The following is a 17765-nucleotide window of genomic DNA, read 5'->3' on the forward strand; positions in this document are numbered from 1 at the left end:
ATGACTCAAAGAATACGAGTAAAAGTGGCAATTGGAATAGCGATAACCGTGGCTATCGTGTCGTTATCATTATACTGGTGGCGTAGACAGCCTGGACCGCCAACCGTAGTATCCGGAGGCGCCGGTCAGGTAATCGTAGAGGACAGTTCTCCTGTGGCAAAAGTTAAAACTGTTCCGTTGAGCTATGGCCGTATTAACGAAACGCTTACGGCGTATGGAATAGTGGAACTGCTTCCGAGTACTATTGAAATATACAATGTTACCTTTGAGTGTATTATCACCAGGGTGCTGGTAACGGCAGGACAGGTTGTTAACCCCGGTGAATTGTTACTTATAATCAAGCCCAGCCCTGATACACAGTTAATATTCAAACAGGCACAGGACGAACTTGAATCCGTGCGTCTGGAAGAGGCGCTTCTGAGCGATCGCATCAAGTTACAGTTATCTACAAAGCAGGACATGGTGCCGGTACAACTCAGAAGCCGTCTGGCTGAAAAGAAACTCAATAGTTTAAAAGAGCGCGGTGTTGAATCGATGAAGGAAATCAGGGCTGATTCAGCAGGCATTGTGTATTTCATCGGAGCGCAGCCGGGTCAAACCGTGCCGGCGGGCACAAACCTCCTGCAACTGGCGAATGAGGACCAGATCATTGTCCGCCTCGGGGTTGAGTCCGATGACTTTAACCGGCTTGAGAAAGGTCAATCGGTAAAATTGAAACCCATTCTTGCACCAGACTCTAAATCTATTGAAGGGACCATCCAGACAATTACCCGCCGGGTCGATCCCATTACACGTCTCGTCAGTGTGATGGTTAAGCCAATGTCCGAAGGTAAATTGCTGCTCAATGACTACATCGAAGGGAAGATTATCGTAAGTTCCCGTAATGCCTTACTGGCCCCTCGCGAAGCCATTCTGCCTGATAGCGGCGGACATAGTCTCTTTACGGTCATGGGAGGTCATGCCGTGAGACATCTGGTGCAAATCGGATTGGAAACTTCCGGGAAAATGGAAATAATCTCAAAAGAGCTGAAAGAAGGTGATCCTGTAGTAGTGTTGGGAAATTATGAGTTATCTGATGGTATGCCGGTCGTGGAGGAGCGGAAACAATGACAATCCCACAGTGGGCGCAGCGTCATCACCGGTCTATCCTCTTCGCACTGGCGGCTTTTGCAGCCGCAGGCATTTTCGCCGGAATGAGTATGCCCATAAGCCTTTTTCCACGAATGAATTTCCCCAGAGTTTTTGTGAACATAGAGGCGGGAGACTGCCCTGTGGAACGTATGGCAGTAGAGATTACACAGCCGGTTGAAGAGGCCGTACGTTCCGTGCCCGGTGTGCGTAACGTACGGTCAAACACCAGCCGCGGAAGCGCAAACGTGTCCGTAAATTTCGACTGGAATGTGGATATGCTATCGGCCATGCTTCAGGTGGAATCGGCTATCAACCAGACGCGTGGGTCGCTTCCAACCGGGATAAACTTTCTGGTGAGAAGAATGGATCCCACGGTATTTCCGGTATTGGGGTACAGCTTAATTTCGGATACACGTTCTCTTGTGGAATTACGTGATATTGCCCTGTTCCGTATTCGGCCTGTTTTATCAACGGTTACGGGCGTTGCTCGTGTCGGTGTGTTGGGAGGCGCTGTCGAGGAGTACCAGATCGTTGTAAATCCGAGAAAACTGAATTCATTCGGATTAACCATTGATGATGTGGTTAAAGCAGTTTCCGGGTCAAACGTCATTAAGGCCGTGGGCCGTATAGAAGAAAACTATAAACTGTATCTTGTACTTTCCGATACGCAGTTTGGGGACATCAGTCAAATTGAACGAACAATACTACGTTCCAACATAAATGGAGTGGTGTATCTGGAAGATGTTGCCACGGTGAGCCAAGGCACAATGCCGCAATGGACGCGTGTGAACGCGGATGGACACGAAGCGGTTTTGTTCCAGGTTTATCAGCAACCAGGCGGAAACACGGTTCATATAACCGATGAATGCAGGGTAAAACTCAAGGAGTTAAAAAAGATTATACCCCCGGATGTCAGTGTCTCAAACTGGTATAATCAAAGCGATTTAATCCTGGCATCTGAGCGCAGTGTACGAGACGCGTTTGGAATCGGTATTGGACTGGCGGTACTGGTTCTTCTCATATTTCTTCGCAATCTGAAATTGACCCTGATAGCTGTGATAACCGTTCCCATGTCGCTGGCTGCCACTGTACAGATTCTTGCATGGCTGGGCATGAGCCTCAATATCATGACCCTTGGCGGCATGGCGGCAGCCGTAGGTCTGATCATTGACGACATCATCGTTATGATTGAGCACATCATCAGGCGTTTGCGTGGAAGCAGCGGCCATTATGCGGAGCGCATTCATGAGGCAGCGGCCGAATTTACCCTTCCGTTGGCAGGTTCTTCCGCCTCAACAATTATCATCTTTGCGCCGCTGGCATTTCTCAACAGCGTCACCGGAGCATTCTTCAAGGCGCTCTCTTTGACGATGGCCATGTGCCTTGCCGTCTCTTTCTTAATAGCCTGGCTGGCTGTGCCGCTGTTCGGGCGCCATTTGCTGAAACAAAAGGACACGGAACAAGCGGAGGGAGGACACATGACCACCGCGGCACACAACCTTTACGATGCCCTGATGCGGATTATATTGCGGAACCCGTTGATAATCCCGCTGGTAATCATGCCTTTTCTTACACTGGGATATTTTGCGTATCAACATACGGGTTCGGGTTTCTTACCCTCTATGGATGAAGGAGGCTTTATCCTGGACTATCGCACAAAATCGGGCACATCACTATCAGAAACCGATCGGCTGCTACAGCAGGTGGAAGAAATCCTGCAGACAACTCCGGAAGTCCAGACATACTCGCGGCGGACCGGACTAAGCTTGGGTGGTTTCATTACTGAGGCCAATGAAGGCGATTTCTTCATCAGGCTAATACCTATGCCAAGACGCGGTCTCGATGATGTTATGGATGAAATCAGAGACCATGTAGTGCATGAGGTCCCCGGTATAGAAATTGAGATGGCCAAACTTATGGAGGACATTATCGGAGACCTGACGGCCGTTCCTCAACCAATCGAAATTAAGTTGTTTTCAGACAACGGCCTCCTGCTGCAACGCCTGGCGAGGAAAACTGCCCGGAAGATAAAAGACATACCCGGCGTTGTAGATGTCCGTGATGGAATAGTTCTGGCTGGTGACGCTATTGAAATTCATGTGGACAGGGTAAAGGCGGCGCTGGAAGGCATGACGCCTGGAGAGGTGACGCAAACGCTGGAAAACTCTTTGAGGGGTAACGTAGCCACCAATATTCAATCCGGTCCGAAAATGGTTGGATTGCGTGCGTGGATACCGCACGAGGACCGTTTTTCAACAGAAGACGTTAGAAACCTGAGACTTCGGTCATTGGACGGGCATATCTTTCCACTCAAACGAATCGCCAATATAGAACCGGTTGCCGGCCAGTCACAGATCGCGCGGGATAATCTGAAACGAATGATTGCTGTCACCGGAAGAATCAGCGGAAGAGACATGGGATCCACCGTTCATGATGTCATCAGGGCGCTGGATCAACCCGGCTTCCTGCCAAAAGACGTTTACTATACAATTGGAGGTTTATACGAACAGCAGCAGGATGCATTCAGAGATCTTGTTACTGTTTTCGTAGCAGCAGTCCTTTTGATCTTCGTTCTGCTCTTATTTCTCTTCGAGAGTTTCCAGGCAGCCATAGCGATGATGCTGACAACCCTCCTCGCGTTAGTGGCCGTCTTTATCGGGTTGTGGATCACCCATACCGATTTGACCATCACCGCCATGATGGGCATGACAATGATCGTGGGCATTGTTACCGAGGTGACGATATTCTTCTATTCGGAATATCGTAATCTGCCGCGTGGCGGCATTACTCCAGCTCAACGACTGATCCTGGCAGGCAAGAACCGAATGAGGCCCATTGCCATGACCACCCTTGCGGCAATCTTCGCCCTTGCTCCCCTTGCATGGGGCATCGGTGAGGGCGCTGACATGCTGCAGCCTCTTGCGATTGCCATCATCTCCGGCCTTGTGGTGCAGATGCCCCTTGCATTGATAGTGCTTCCTGTATTCCTTATGGTACTGTCAAGGATCAAGGACAAAGATAATTTGTGATACAGTCGAGACGGCTATAGGTGGAAGAGCAATGTCATTAAGTTAAGGATATTTGATCAAAAACAACCCCCTTTATCCCCCTTTTCTAAGGGGGACTTTTGCGGCAGGTAGCTTAACTTAATGACATTGAGTGGAAGGGTGGTAACAACGGTTGTAAGAGATATAATGGCAATCGCCCTTATTGGCGGTCTTATTGCTTCAACACTTATTATACTCGTTGTCCTGCCGGCCGCATATAAACTCGGCCAAAAAGCGTTCAAAGTCAGTTTCTAAGTTCATTGTAAAGGAATTTTCATTTTTTTTATGCGGGTTAGCGGGCATACATGGCAGCAAATCCCCATTCGAAAAGGGGGGAGGGGGTTGTTAAAAACGCCAGAAGAAAACAACCCCCTGAATCCCCATTTATTAAGGGGGACTAACTTGACATACGGTTTCTTCGGGAAAAGAGGTTTTCAAATGATCAATATTTTTAGGAGACAGCGAACACCATTTTTTGATTTATTCGTATTGGCAATACTCTCCGCAGTGGTTCTGTTCCTGGCCCTTGGCCAGAACAGGCATTGGTCGAGCCGTGAAATCCGCCATGCGGAGATTATCCGGGAAATGGCAGAAAGCGGTGACTATCTCGTGCCAAGGCTTCTAGGTAAAGTATACTATGACAAGCCACCGGTTATGCATGCGCCGGCGGCGCTACTCACCCGTTTGATGGGTGGGCCTAGTATGACAATTGCACGCTTGCCTTCCGCCGTAGCTGGTATGATAGGAATACTGGCGACCTATGGGATAGGGCTTCTGTTTTTCGACCGACGCACCGCATTGATCGGGGCCATAGCATTACTTGGCACGATAGGGTATAGCAAAATGGCCCGCGAAGCAAGGCCCGACATGATCCTGTGTGCCTCCATCTTGTTGTCGTGCCTCTGCCTGGGGCTGGGCATGAAAAAGCAAATAGGCTTTCCACGAGTATTGTGGTTGGTTTCCGCAGGACTATTTGCAGGGCTTGGGGCAATAACTAAGGGGCCCTATGGGGTACTTGTGCCCGTTCTTTTTGCGGTTTTTGCCCCTATTCGCAGGCAAGACTTCAAACGACCCCGGTCAGATTGGTTTTGGTTCGCTTTTGCACTTGTGGCTGTTTTGGCGATCTGGGCGATCCCTGCATACCTTCGCGACAACGGGGAATATCTCAGAAATGTACTTTCTCAGCCGGATCTTAATGTGACCAAGAAGGACAGCGGAAACCCATTTTATTATCTGAGTCACGGGTTTCTGTATTCACTGCCGCCCTTACTTTTCCTTCCTTGCGCAATTGCAGATTTAAGACGTCGTGGTTACTCTGCCCCACTCGCAATTGCGGGAGCGCTTTTTGTTATTATTTCATGCATTCCAAAAAAACGGCCTCATTACTTTTTGCCGCTGGAACCGTTCATTGCGCTTGGTATTGCAAACGCTCTTGTCCATTATTGTAAATCAAGCCAACTAGTACGCCGTGCGGCATGGTTGATAATACCTCTTCCGATAATTGCAATACCTCTTTACTTTACAACTATCCAGCCCCTAATCCAGCCATATAAAAACTCAGAAATGTATCTTGCACAGGAAGTTTATAAAGTTACCGGATTAAATGCTCAAATATACTGCTCGTCTGGTGACGCAGAGGTATTGGCATGGGTAGGACAACAATATAAAAGAATTCATAGGTTAAATACTAAAGATCCTCACCTGTCAATTCGAGATTTGTGCAATGCAGAGGCAAATTCCTATTTAGTTATCAGCGAAGATGACCTGAAGTCTATTTATAAGGATGCTGAACCATTTCTAAAAAAGCTAATTCTTCAACGGAAGGCACATAATAAAAAGAAGATGCTTTTTCTTATTGGTGTGAAAGACACATGAATTGCCTTGAAGTTTCAGAGTCTCAGTTAATACCGCAAGATATGGTATCTCATGGCAAAATGAACGTATTTTAACCATTAAATTTCACAAGAGATGCATTTTGCCATAAAATCATCCTCCTGTTACCTCTATCAAAATTACAAAAAATTAATTTTTCTTTTTTCTTGAATTCATGTAATATTACGCCTTATATCATAATTTCCTATAGAAATCTTGCTCGTCTTCCTGACAGCGTATTACTTTTGTCGTATGTGCTATCCAGCTACTTTTCTGACAAATATCCTCTTTTGGAAATGGTAACATAATGAGAATTCACCAGTTAATTCAAAAACCAACCTCTCTCAGGGTAACAGTCCCGATTGTTTTATTCATTTTATGCTTCTTCTCCTTTGAAGTATATGCCTTGCTTTTGCAGCGTTTTGAGGGAAACGAGAAACTCCCGCCGTTATCCGGCAATTTTATGCACGTCAGAGAAGTGTTGACACAGGAAAAACCTATGGAAGCATTCCGGTTTGCCGTTTTTGGTGATACGAAAAGCACTGGCACCTTTGAAAAGATTGCCGACGAACTAAAAGAGGAACCATTGTCGTTTGCTGTCTTTCTGGGGGACTTTGTGCGCCGGGGCACGGAAGGTGAGCATGCTTATTTCAAGGCGGAGTTGGCCAGGGAAATTGCATTTCCATTTCCAACCTTTTTTCTTGCAGGCAATCATGATATCGATACTAATAATTTTCCTATATCGAGATTTGAAGAGGTCTACGGCCCGAGTATTTTTTCCTTTACCTATCAGGAATGCCTCTTTGTCTTTCTCCGTATCCTTGACAAGCCATATTCCACAAAAGAGAGTCTCCTGTTCCTGGAAAAACTCATTTCGGAAGACGCTTCATCACGACACAGGATGATATTTGTGTTTTCACATATTCCGCCACCGGTTTCTTCCGTCATCGATGCCAGAGAATTTGAAGGCTCAGAGGAGTTCGTTTCATTGGTGGAAAAACTGCATGCAGACTATGTAATAACAGGCGACTATCATGGGTACGCAAGAGTAAAGAAAGGGAATACCGTGTATCTGGTTACCGGTGGTGGTGGCGCACACCTCAAAAAGAATAAATATGGCTGTTTTCACCACGCAATGGTTATCGACGTATCGGAGGACAAGGTTGTTGAAAATATACTCTTTATCAACAGAAACGAAGACCTGGAAGACAGGATTGAACGGTTTATCCTGGCTGATTTGTATCCATGGATGAAAGGGCATTTTGTTATAATAATTTTTTCCAATATAATACTGATCACTATTGTTGTTTGGTTAGGAGTTAGTATACGCCGAAGCATACAACAGACCCTATTGTCTTGAAACGGATAATTGTGTTTATGCGGTGAAAATCCCACTTAAGAAAGAAATCTAAAAAACTTATTTTATACTACCCCCCTGCTTTCCCGATCAATGTTGGAATGATATCCATTGTTCAGGGTTTGTGCAAGACCCGCTAGCTCCGAGAGATGCAAAAATTATACTGATCATGGTTTTTGGCGTATGCGCCAAGCGCGATGGACTTGATTCCTGATTTCGTTATGTAAGATAAATATAAAGATAAAGCTAAAATAAACAGAAAGTTAATCTTTCAACATTTTGCTGTTTTTAACAGGCAGGCAGGGTAATGGTAAAAGTACTGCCCTTATGGAGTTTGCTTTTCACAATGATATTGCCATGATGAGATTTGATAATCCATTGGCAGATACTGAGTCCGAGCCCTCCCCCGCTGGTATCTGCACTACGGGCTTTATTTGCCCTATAAAAACGGTCGAATATATAAGGAAGTTCTTCCCTTGAAATGCCTATCCCACTGTCTTTGAGAGCCACTCTTACAAAATCGGCGTTTTTGGAAAGGGTCAGACTGATTGAACCTTTCTGGGGGGTATATTTTATGGCATTATCTATGAGATTCAGGAAAAGCATTCTCATTAGTAGCTCATCTCCAGCAATAAATGCCTCTTCAGTCTTTTCTATTGATACGGAAATATGCTTTGCTTCGGCGATGAGCATGAGTTGGTCGGCAATATCCGTAATGACATTACTTAGATTCATCCGTTCCCTATGCATTTCATATCGCTTTGCATCCGCCTTTGCTAAAATAAAGAGATTTTCTACAATCTTGGAAAGTCTTTCAAGGTCCTCAAGCGTATTGGCAAGAATCCGTTGATAGTTCAGCGCAGTTCTTCCTTTGCGTAAGGCAACTTCTATTCCTGTTTTCATAATGGTTATCGGCGTGCGCAATTCATGAGAGGCATCCGCGGTAAACTGACGGACCTGGCTAAATGAATCTTCCAGACGGGACAACATGCTGTTTATTACGGTTGCAAGATTGTTCATTTCATCTTTCGCCGGGTGGACTGTCAGTCTTTCATTCAGGTGTTCAGTCTGAATATTGCGAAGTTCCTGTATCATATGTTCTACTGGTTTCAATGCCTTTTTCGCCATCAAGCGGCCTCCCAGTAAACTGCCAACAATTGCAAAGCCTCCTAAAGACATAAGCAGCATTAAAAACGTTCTTGAAGTTTTATCCTTTTTAAAAACAAATCCGATCTGAATCATTTGTTTGCCATCATCCATGGCCATCGTAATAATACGCAAAGGATGACCCTTTGCGTTTTTAACTGTCTTGTAATAGGGCTTTCCTGAAAGAATGTCTTTTATCTGGTGACTGCTTAAATGCAGGTAGTTATCTGCAGTACTGCTCGACAGGAATTGAACATTTCCTGTGTGATCAAGAATTGCAACATATTTTTCATGTGCCCACTCCTCTCCGCTTTCCTTTGAAATACGGATTGCATATTCTTCCAGATTCTTCTTACTGAGCTGCGCATAATGTACAATGCCGTCGGCCTCCTCTTTCAGCCCGATATCAATGCTTTTGCTGTTTACATAAGAAAAGGTAACATACGTGAGAATACCAAAGAGGAATAATGTACCCCCCAAAATGCAGGTGTACCAGAAGGTAAGTTTGGTGCGAATTGTCCAGGATATCAAAATTATTTCTCTTTCATTATATAGCCTACACCCTTTATGGTGTGTATGAGTTTGGTTTCCCGGTTTTTGTCAATTTTATTTCTCAATCGATTCACAAAGACATCCACGACATTGGTAAAACTGTCGAAATTGTAATCCCATACATGTTCTGTGATTTGTGTCCTGGTTAATACGATATTAAGATTCCTCAGGAAAAACTCCAACAAGGCAAATTCTTTATTGGTAAGGTCTATTGTCTCTCCGTTTCTATAAAGGCGGTGTGTTGCTAAATCCAGAGAAAGGTCTGCAACCGTTAATTTTGTTTGATAATGGACCTTTCCCCGTCGAATTAAGGCCCGTATGCGTGCTGTCAATTCAATAAAAGAAAATGGTTTTACGAGGTAATCATCGGCCCCTAAGTCTAATCCACGTACTTTGTCCTCAATGGCATCCTTTGCCGTCAATAAAAGAAATGGCATTCTTAGGCCGCTCTTCCTTGCCGTACGCAGGATTTCAAAGCCGTCCATCAGGGGAAGCATGATGTCTAGGACGACAAGGTCATACGCATGCGAATTAATCATAAATAGTCCTTCTTCACCATCATTGCATGTATCAACGGCAAAATGGTGTTCCTCCAGGCCTTTTTTAAGATAGTTGGCTAACTTTTTTTCATCCTCTATTACTAAAATTCTCATTCCTGCATACCTTATTGAATAACTTAATAAGTCAGTACCATCAGCTATGCTCGTGGTACTGACTGCGATTTATCGGCATTTGGCAAAGGCAAAATAGCGTGTCACGGCAAACGACAGGTCTTATAGGGTGTTCTTATCAACTCTGAGGGATATCGTAACTATTCAGCGCATAGCTTATAGCGTACGTACCATGTCAGCCTCCAGTGATAACAGTTTTAGATCAATGATAGCCGATTTAACCAGGCATGTCAAAAGGGTATATTTCTACTTTTAAAAAATAAATGGTCACTTTTTTTCGGTGAGTTTTTCGAACCACAGACAGTAGAGTAGAAACAGACGACGAGAACTTAGGCAGAAGTTTATTTAAATGTCATTTGTGTTCCTTAACACGCTACCATTGTTTGTTTCCATTGCGGTGGTAAACACAGGCTGGCGGTTGGTCGTTGGCGTTGATCGTAGAGACAGGTTTAAAACCTGTCTCTACTACTATGCCGAACATCCACTCAGGGTCAAACCAGTCTGCCGAAGCGTTCTGGTCATAGAGGTCAAAGGTTGCAATCTTTTCTGCCGTGGAAGTGTCCCATCCACTGTGCTTTAATAAATCAGCAATCTCCTTGCGGATTTGTTTATCCTTTTTTTGACTATCCAATTTCTCTTTTCTTGTCTTTGCCTCAAAGTATTTATGTCTGATTTGTTTCAGCTCTTTTTCCTTCTTTTCAATAGCAGGGTTCTTAAATGTCAATTGCTTAGGTCTATCAAGCCCTATCAATGTGTTTGCTGCTACAAATTTTGTCTCAAGATTTGGTAATGCCCTGATTCCAAAATTTTCTTTGCCCCTGTCAGCCTTTTGGTCTAAAACAAGCGAGATAAAGAATCGGAGTTTTGAAATTTGGATGGCTATGGGCTGAATGTCAACTCCATATATACAGTTTTCTATCAAATACAGTTTGCGGGCATAGTCAGGATAGTTTATACCCTCATCAAATGTCTCATTTATCTCTCCAAGCCTTTCCTGCCTTTCGTTTTTATTGTCCTGCTTAAAGACCTCTTTAGATTCTTTAAGCGCCTTTTGATATTGAAGCTCATACCAGTATTTATTTTCAGGGTCCAACTTTTGAAGGACATAGACAAGTTTGTGAAGAATTCCCATTGGAAATGCGCCTGAGCCGCAAGCAGGGTCAAGAATCTTGATATCATCAATTGTCGAGATTATCTTTTGCCTCTCCGATTCAGAAAATTCCGGAATCTCTTCTGAATAGGAAAGAAGCCTCCTGATTTTATCTTCTTCAGTTTCAAATAGGTTGCCTTTGAGGTATGCAAACAAGCTCTCTTCCACCATATAGTCAACAATCTCTCGTGGAGTATAATAGCTTCCAGTAGCTTTTCTTGCTGTGGTTGCTGTCTCAGGGTTGTAAGAAGCCAGGAGGTTTTCAAATACCTTCCCTAAAAGTTCGGGGTCAAGGGCTATTTCCTGATCAATCGGTGTGTTTTCGTCAATGGTAAAATTGTAACTATTCAGAATCGCAATCAGTCCCATGACAGGTCTGCTGACGCCAAGGCCATAATTTGAAAGATCAACTCTTTCTCCCTCCTGCTGAAAGAACAGATAGTCAGGGATAATTGATTGCTTTGCCTGATTTCTTGAAAACCCATCCACATAAATCACTTTGCCTGATTCATCTTCTTTATCAAGGCAATCAAATAATCCACCGTTTAAGAAGGGAATGTTTTTAAAGAGTTCCAGAACATTATCTTTGCTTACCAGGAATTTATCTGCATAGCGAAAAAGATTTTTCACTCCGTATTCTTTTTTATGTGTCTGGAAACCTCTTTCTTGTACAAATTTCCGTTCGTCCATCTTTTGATTTAATGTGCCGAAGAAGAGATTTTGGAGGATTGTGTTGTAAAAGTTAGATGCTTTTTTGTCTTTCATAAAGTCTTTTACAATTTTACTGAGTTTCTCCGTTGAGAATAATTCCAGAGGGATTAAGTCCTTGTCCTTTTCTGTTAAGAACCAGATGAATACGATCCTTGTGATTAATCGGATGAGATTTGTTGCATTGCGTATCTCTTTGTCTTTTGCGGGGTCATTGCTGTATTTATAATCATCGGGGAATTTAATCTTGTCCATTGCCCAGAAATACCAGTATTGAAGTTCTCCGTAAAACTGCTTTGTTACAGGCTCAACTGAAAATGCCTTTTTGATACCTTCAAGGTTGGAAAAGTCGGCTTCGCCTATCTGTTGAAGAAATGTCTTGTTGGTAAGTCTTGGGCTTACAAAGAACGTGAGGCGTTTGAAATAGCTGAATTTGCGTTTTACACCCTGATATTCCGCATAGATTAAACTAAAACGGAAGTTATTATCTGTATCGTAAAAAATAAAAACCCGGCATCTGTCTGGTTGTCTTTGAGGATTTTTTTCCCTTTTTCATACTGCGCCTTTTTACCGCTTCGCTCTGAAAGTGGCTTGCATGCTTCAAAGGCGCAGACAAGCATCTTCTCCTCTTGGGCAAACCTGATTTCACCAAGTTTTGATCCGTTCCCGAAATAATCATCGCCATATTGAGACAAGTCCTCTGTTACCGGCGCAAAGGCATTGCGGTTTTTCTCACGGAAGAAACGGACGAATTTCCTTAAATTCTGTAATAATATCTTCTAACATTTCTCTGATCATCAATCGTTTAAAAGGTTTGTAATGATTTTTATTAAAATATCTTTGTCTTTAGCGTCGCTCTCGGCTATTAAAAGCGCAAGGGCAACCAATGCGTTATCATTTATCTTCTGTTCGCCATTAGTGCGATACAGATATTTATTTCTCTGCAGAAAATAAACAAATAAAAGTGAGGCGATACGTTTGTTGCCGTCAACAAAGGGATGGTCTTTAATAACCAAATACAGCACATGAGCAGCCTTTTCCTCTAAACATGGATATAATTCATTGCCATCAAAGGTTTGATAAATACATCCCAAGATTCCCTTAAATCTATCACTGTTTTCCAATCCAAATAAATCACTCGCTTCTTTTTTGATAATTAACGCCTACCTTGCTTCATCAATAACAAAACGTGCCTTTTTGTAATCCAAAACAAATTTCCCTTTTTTCTTTTTAATAATAGCAAGTTTTTCTTTATAGTATTGCTCAAGCAGTGTAAGCGTTTTGGAATAGCTGGCAAGTAAGTTTAATATTTCCGAGCCTTGCCCGCTTAACAACTCATGTTTTGATTTCTTATGCAGAAATGATATAGTTTCCTGAAGCTCTTTAAACTTTTCCTTTGTTTCTAACAATCGTTTCTGATTAATTGCATAGCCTTTAACAAGATACAGTTTAATCACACTAGTTGCCCAGATTCTAAACTGCGTGGCGCGTTTGGAATTTACGCGGTATCCTATGGAAACAATAGTATCCAAATTATAAAATTGGGTTTTATAGGTTTTGCCATCAGCGGCAGTATGTTCCAAAATGGAACTAACTGAATCTTTATTTAATTCACCAGATTTAAAAATATTATTGATATGTTTAGTTATAGCTGGTCTTTGGGTGCCAAACAATAAAGCAATTTGACTTTGTGTAAGCCAGACTGTTTCATTTTCCAGGCGCACTTTTAACTCAATCTCTTTTTCAGAGGATTGATAAATTATAATTTCGCCTTTATCAAATTGCGTATCTGTTTTGCTCATATATTCTGGTTCTCTATTGCAATAATAATTTCTCTGACAAGATTCTTCTGCCATTCCTTTTCTCTTCGCAAATAGTCATCCCCAAGTTCGTTTTTCAGGGCTGATATTTCCTGAATGGCTTTTTTGCGATTATTATCATCGGAATTTGTTAAATTGGCAATGCGGCGCAATGTGTAGTCAGATAGCGTACCGTAGTCCAGCATATCCTCCCTCAATGTTCTCAGGAAATCCAAATGCGGGAGCAGCCCTTCCCATGGTTTTTTTATAAAAGTGTTGATATTATTCAATGCCTTTTGCTCTAAGCTTACTTCACCTGGAGGACTATATCGGTGTTCTCTGAATATTTTTACTTTTTCATAAAATTCCCAGAACGAACTGCTTAAGGAGTGTCTGGTTTCGTTTTTGTCGCATGCAATATTATCAAAGATTTCCTCAAGGGTTGTCTGCGTTATCCCGCCTTCCTTTCCGGCGTCATATTTTATACGGTGGATATACATCCTTCCCTTTTTGAAGAAAACCAAAAGTTCGTTCTCATCGGCTTTTTTAGCAACTTTTACCCGCAGAGGATAATTTTTTAAGTCGTCAATAAGTCCATGATTTTCTTTTTTGATTTCTGAGTAAATGGCAAGTACCCTGGTATAAAAGCTTTCTTGTTCAATATTATCCGGGTTTTGCCGGATTCTTTCGTATAGCCCGGCAGGTGTAGGCTCCTCATCTATGTCAAATATCCTGGCGTCTTCACCTAAGGTATTATGGATCAAAAACATCTTGTTGCTGGCAATCTCACGCGATTTAACCAGCTCAGAGCCTTTTTCGGTTGGGAAGAAATTTACAATATAAAGCTTGTCAAACACCTTTTTACTGATGCGGTTTATGCGGCCTACTCGCTGGATTACCCGTACAGGATTCCATGGGATATCATAGTTAATCACCATCCCGGCGCGGTTCAGATTAAAGCCCTCGGAAATCCTGTCTGTAGCAAGCAGAATGTCGTATGCCTCTTCCTGATCAGGACAACTCCCTTCATCCCCCTTTATTAATGTAGAATAAGAGGCGTCAAAGTTTTTATTGATCAGGGATATTTTGTGCGCCGACAAATCCCCCGCCACTACTAAAAGTCTTTCCCCAAAGTGTTTTTCAAGTATAGGCTCAAGATATTTCACAGTATCCAGATATTCGGAAAAGATGATTACCTTTCGTTTTGGTTCGCCTTTGTTTGGTCTTTTATTTAAAACGTCATTGATGTTCTTCAACAGGCAATTTGCTTTTGGATCGTTATCCACCAAATTTAATCCTGATAATTCCTGCAGAATACTGTCAAAGAGGACTAAATCGGCTTTTATGTGGGCAAGGAAGTCGTCTTTATATGTAAATTTACTGACCTCGTAAATTTCATGATTTTTGGGATAATCTCCCTTTCTTATCCGCTCAGAGTAATCCTTTAAATACTCCTCGATTTGTTCCATATCAAGGTCATATATTTTCTCAAAAAGAGTACGGTCAAGGATATACCTGTTTGTTTTCTCAATAAACCTTGAGATATTCTCTGTAATCTTCCTGAAATTCTCAATACTCTGTCTGAAAGACCCAAACGAACTTTCAAAGCGTTTCACCAGCAAGCGCCGCATAAAGTCGTACAAGTTGCGCTGTTGAATATATTGAAAATTTTCCTTTTCCGTTAATTTCTCCCCGACGATTTTATCACGTTGGGTTTTGTATTCAAAGGGGCGATAGATTGCGCCATTGAATCGCCCACCCTCGTCCGGGTCGCCGAAATAATCACGAATGATCCGGTCGTAAAATGCCGACTGTTCTTTGGTCAATTCAAAAAACCATTCTTTCGGGTCTTCGATTACGGACAGATTTTTGACCTCATCTTTGTAATAAGGGTTTTTCTGCAGATCAAGGCGATTACGGCGGATGGTAACGGGTTCTATTACATCCCTGATTTGTCTTGCAAGATAGTGCGAACGTTTTTTTATTTTTGTTAAATTGACCGGCAATTCGCCAAAAAGCGCTGTATAATAATTTTCTGTTTTTTTTCTTTTAGCTTCATTTGACGAGATCCGGTATTTTTTGATGTAAGCAAGCCTGTCGAAAACGCCTTTGAACTCAGCGAATTTACCGACAAGGTTATTTTCCAATGTTATTGACGATTTCTTTGGTGTTATGAATAGCTTTAGCAAGGACAAAATATCACCCGGCCTGTTATTAAAGGGTGTAGCGGTGAGTAAAATAACAATCTTATTGCGGCAGATGTTTTTCAGATACTCGTAATCCTGTGTATCCTGGTTTCTGAAACGATGGGCTTCATCCACGATCACCACATCAATATCTTTTGCCCTGCTTACAAAATCTGCAATATTTTCCAAATCGCCCAACGACCGTACTTCCCAATCGTAAAGGCCAAAATCTTCCGTATATTTTCTCCAGCCGGAGTTTTTGTTTCTGTCCCCAACAAGACCCGGAGGACAAATAACAACGCCGCGCCTTTTCAGTTCTCTTGCGACTGCACAGGCAATGACCGTCTTGCCCAAACCGACAACATCCGCAATGATTACGCCGTTATTATTTTCAATGATTGCAAGGGCTTGTTTTACCGCATCCAACTGATATTTATAGGGGGTGTAGCCGTTTTCTTCCAATGTGTTAACAAGCGATTGGCTGACTTCTTTCTGCTCAAACGAATCAAGGTATGTTTTTAAGACCAGAACAAAGGCTTCAAATGGGGTAATGTCTTTAACAAGGGTCTCATTTTCAATGATGTCTATTAATCTCTTTTTAATAACATCATCTTCGGTTATTTTTACCGCCTCGTCCCATAAGTTGTCGAAATATGCCTCTGCATCATCAAAACCAAAATCGCTTATCTCGACATTAAACTCTTCCTGTGTAGTAATGCCCGCCTTTGTCAGGTTGCTACTGCCGGTGATAAATAAATTTTTCCTGCCCACCTGCCCTTCTTCTAATTTGAACAGATAAATCTTGGCATGATTTGGATTGTACGTCTTTCGAATGGTGAGTTTGTTTTCACTGATAAGCTTAATAAAATACCGCACCTGTTGGTAAAATTCTTCTGTATCAAAATCCTCTGTATTGATAGATTTTTTTACTGATTCCAGAAATTTATGGCATCTTTCTTCATCGGATAATTGGAGGTCCTGTCCTGCAAACTCAAAAATACCATTATTTGTCTTGTCAACCTGCAACCCCACTAAAATCTTAAGCTTCACATCGGGCTTTTCCTTCAGCCCTTCGTAAAGTTCTCTGATTCCTGAAAAATAGAAAAAGCCCACCAGGAATTTCAGTTCATCGCTTTTCCGGATTAATTCGATTAAGCGTTTTTTAAGGTTTGCGGTGTTATGGTTAGTAATAAAATTTTTCATAATAGTCTTTGATTTAAATCATCTATGCCGTTTAACGGCAATCTGTCCTCCCGAACGATTAGTGAGGAGTCTTTGTACGGAATAGTAACCCTAAAGGGTTGCCCTGCTCATAGTCCTATAAAAATTGACTGGAAATTGTCATTTGTAGTGCGACGAACCTCGTCGCACTACATGCATTTTTCGTTCTTGTGCCCAAGTAGCGGCAATGCATGCATTGCCGCTACTTGGGCACGCACTGGCGCTGGAAAATACATTCGCGGGTTCAGGTTACAAACCCGCCTGGAGCCGTGGAATGTTTTACGTTGAATAGTTACAATAATTTTTACAAAAAGGAAGTAGGGGCGAAGCATTTGCCCGTTTGGGTATGAAGCATTTATGACTATTTACAGCAAATGCTTCGCCCCTATTTTCTCAAAAAACCAAAGTGTTTCGAATGAACAGTATTCCTGCTGTGAATGCGGAGGTTATTATGAGGGCGTAGAAACCGGCAATAACATCGTCGAGCATAATCCCCAGGCCTCCGGGAATGCTCTGTTCTAAATGTCTAATGGGCCATGGCTTCCATATATCAAAAATACGGAAGGCAATAAATGCTGTTGCTATCAGGGAAATCAAAAAGTAGGGGAAGGAATATTGGTTGGTGCATTTATAGAGAAAAGGCAATGGGAACAGGGCTATCCATTGGCCTACGACCTCATCAACAACAATGAACCCCGGATCTTTCTTCCGGGCGCTTTTTTCAATGCTGTTTGATACCCCTATGCCAAACAGAAACAAGGCGACAGTTGCTGAGATAAATACATAGGGAACGGTATATACGGAAATCATATACGCAAAGGGAATTGCTGCCAGGCTGCCCCATGTGCCTGGCGCCTTCGGGAGAAGCCCGGAACCAAACCATGTGGCGACAATCCATCTAATGCAATCTCTCTTGTTTTTCATG

13 protein-coding genes are annotated in these 17765 nt (G+C 42.7%); 5 read left to right on the plus strand and 8 right to left on the minus strand.

The features are described from left to right. The 5 genes from M5U24_RS01015 to M5U24_RS01035 all read left to right on the plus strand — a co-directional run bounded on the left by M5U24_RS01015 (position 1) and on the right by M5U24_RS01035 (position 7410). Positions 1–1110, plus strand: a complete 1110-nt coding sequence (locus tag M5U24_RS01015) for an efflux RND transporter periplasmic adaptor subunit (protein WP_298201329.1) — start codon at positions 1–3, stop codon at positions 1108–1110. Beyond that, positions 1107–4160 carry an efflux RND transporter permease subunit gene (locus M5U24_RS01020; RefSeq protein ID WP_099326292.1) on the plus strand — a complete coding sequence of 1018 codons (3054 nt, stop codon included), beginning with the start codon at positions 1107–1109 and terminating at the stop codon, positions 4158–4160. The genes M5U24_RS01015 and M5U24_RS01020 overlap by 4 nt, the downstream gene beginning before the upstream one ends. Before the next feature lie 120 nt (positions 4161–4280). Next, positions 4281–4433 carry a hypothetical protein gene (locus tag M5U24_RS01025; RefSeq protein WP_157820671.1) on the plus strand — a complete coding sequence of 51 codons (153 nt, stop codon included), beginning with the start codon at positions 4281–4283 and terminating at the stop codon, positions 4431–4433. Positions 4434–4616: 183 nt separating this feature from the next. Next, complete coding sequence (locus M5U24_RS01030; RefSeq protein ID WP_298201331.1) at positions 4617–6053, plus strand: glycosyltransferase family 39 protein; 1437 nt, start codon at positions 4617–4619, stop codon at positions 6051–6053. Between the two features lie 304 nt (positions 6054–6357). Further along, complete coding sequence (locus tag M5U24_RS01035) at positions 6358–7410, plus strand: metallophosphoesterase (RefSeq protein WP_298201333.1); 1053 nt, start codon at positions 6358–6360, stop codon at positions 7408–7410. Positions 7411–7695: 285 nt separating this feature from the next. Here the strand turns inward: M5U24_RS01035 and M5U24_RS01040 are convergent, their stop codons facing one another. The 8 genes from M5U24_RS01040 to M5U24_RS01075 all read right to left on the minus strand — a co-directional run bounded on the left by M5U24_RS01040 (position 7696) and on the right by M5U24_RS01075 (position 17764). Continuing rightward, positions 7696–9084 (minus strand): ATP-binding protein, encoded by a 1389-nt coding sequence (locus M5U24_RS01040; protein WP_295101256.1) that lies wholly within the window; start codon positions 9082–9084, stop codon positions 7696–7698. A gap of 2 nt (positions 9085–9086) precedes the next feature. Continuing rightward, positions 9087–9758 (minus strand): heavy metal response regulator transcription factor, encoded by a 672-nt coding sequence (locus M5U24_RS01045; protein WP_099326288.1) that lies wholly within the window; start codon positions 9756–9758, stop codon positions 9087–9089. 391 nt (positions 9759–10149) lie between these two features. Continuing rightward, positions 10150–11889, minus strand: coding sequence for a hypothetical protein (locus tag M5U24_RS01050; protein WP_298201336.1), 1740 nt, complete (start codon positions 11887–11889; stop codon positions 10150–10152). Between the two features lie 209 nt (positions 11890–12098). Beyond that, positions 12099–12329 carry a hypothetical protein gene (locus M5U24_RS01055; protein ID WP_099326286.1) on the minus strand — a complete coding sequence of 77 codons (231 nt, stop codon included), beginning with the start codon at positions 12327–12329 and terminating at the stop codon, positions 12099–12101. Between the two features lie 102 nt (positions 12330–12431). Continuing rightward, positions 12432–12791, minus strand: coding sequence for a Fic family protein (locus M5U24_RS01060; RefSeq protein ID WP_099326285.1), 360 nt, complete (start codon positions 12789–12791; stop codon positions 12432–12434). Between the two features lie 6 nt (positions 12792–12797). Further along, on the minus strand, positions 12798–13490 hold the full coding sequence (gene rhuM / locus M5U24_RS01065) for a RhuM family protein (protein ID WP_230408009.1): 693 nt from the start codon (positions 13488–13490) through the stop codon (positions 12798–12800). Then, positions 13433–16822: a helicase-related protein gene (locus M5U24_RS01070; RefSeq protein WP_298201340.1), complete on the minus strand. Its 3390-nt coding sequence runs from the start codon at positions 16820–16822 to the stop codon at positions 13433–13435. The genes rhuM and M5U24_RS01070 overlap by 58 nt, the downstream gene beginning before the upstream one ends. 411 nt (positions 16823–17233) lie before the next feature. Further along, entirely contained in the window at positions 17234–17764 is a 531-nt protein-coding gene (locus M5U24_RS01075) for a phosphatidylglycerophosphatase A (RefSeq protein ID WP_099326282.1), read from the minus strand. Position 17765 lies beyond the last annotated feature (1 nt).

The sequence above is a fragment of the Candidatus Kuenenia sp. genome (assembly GCF_027493735.1).
GTDB classification, from domain to species: Bacteria; Planctomycetota; Brocadiia; order Brocadiales; family Brocadiaceae; genus Kuenenia; species Kuenenia stuttgartiensis_A.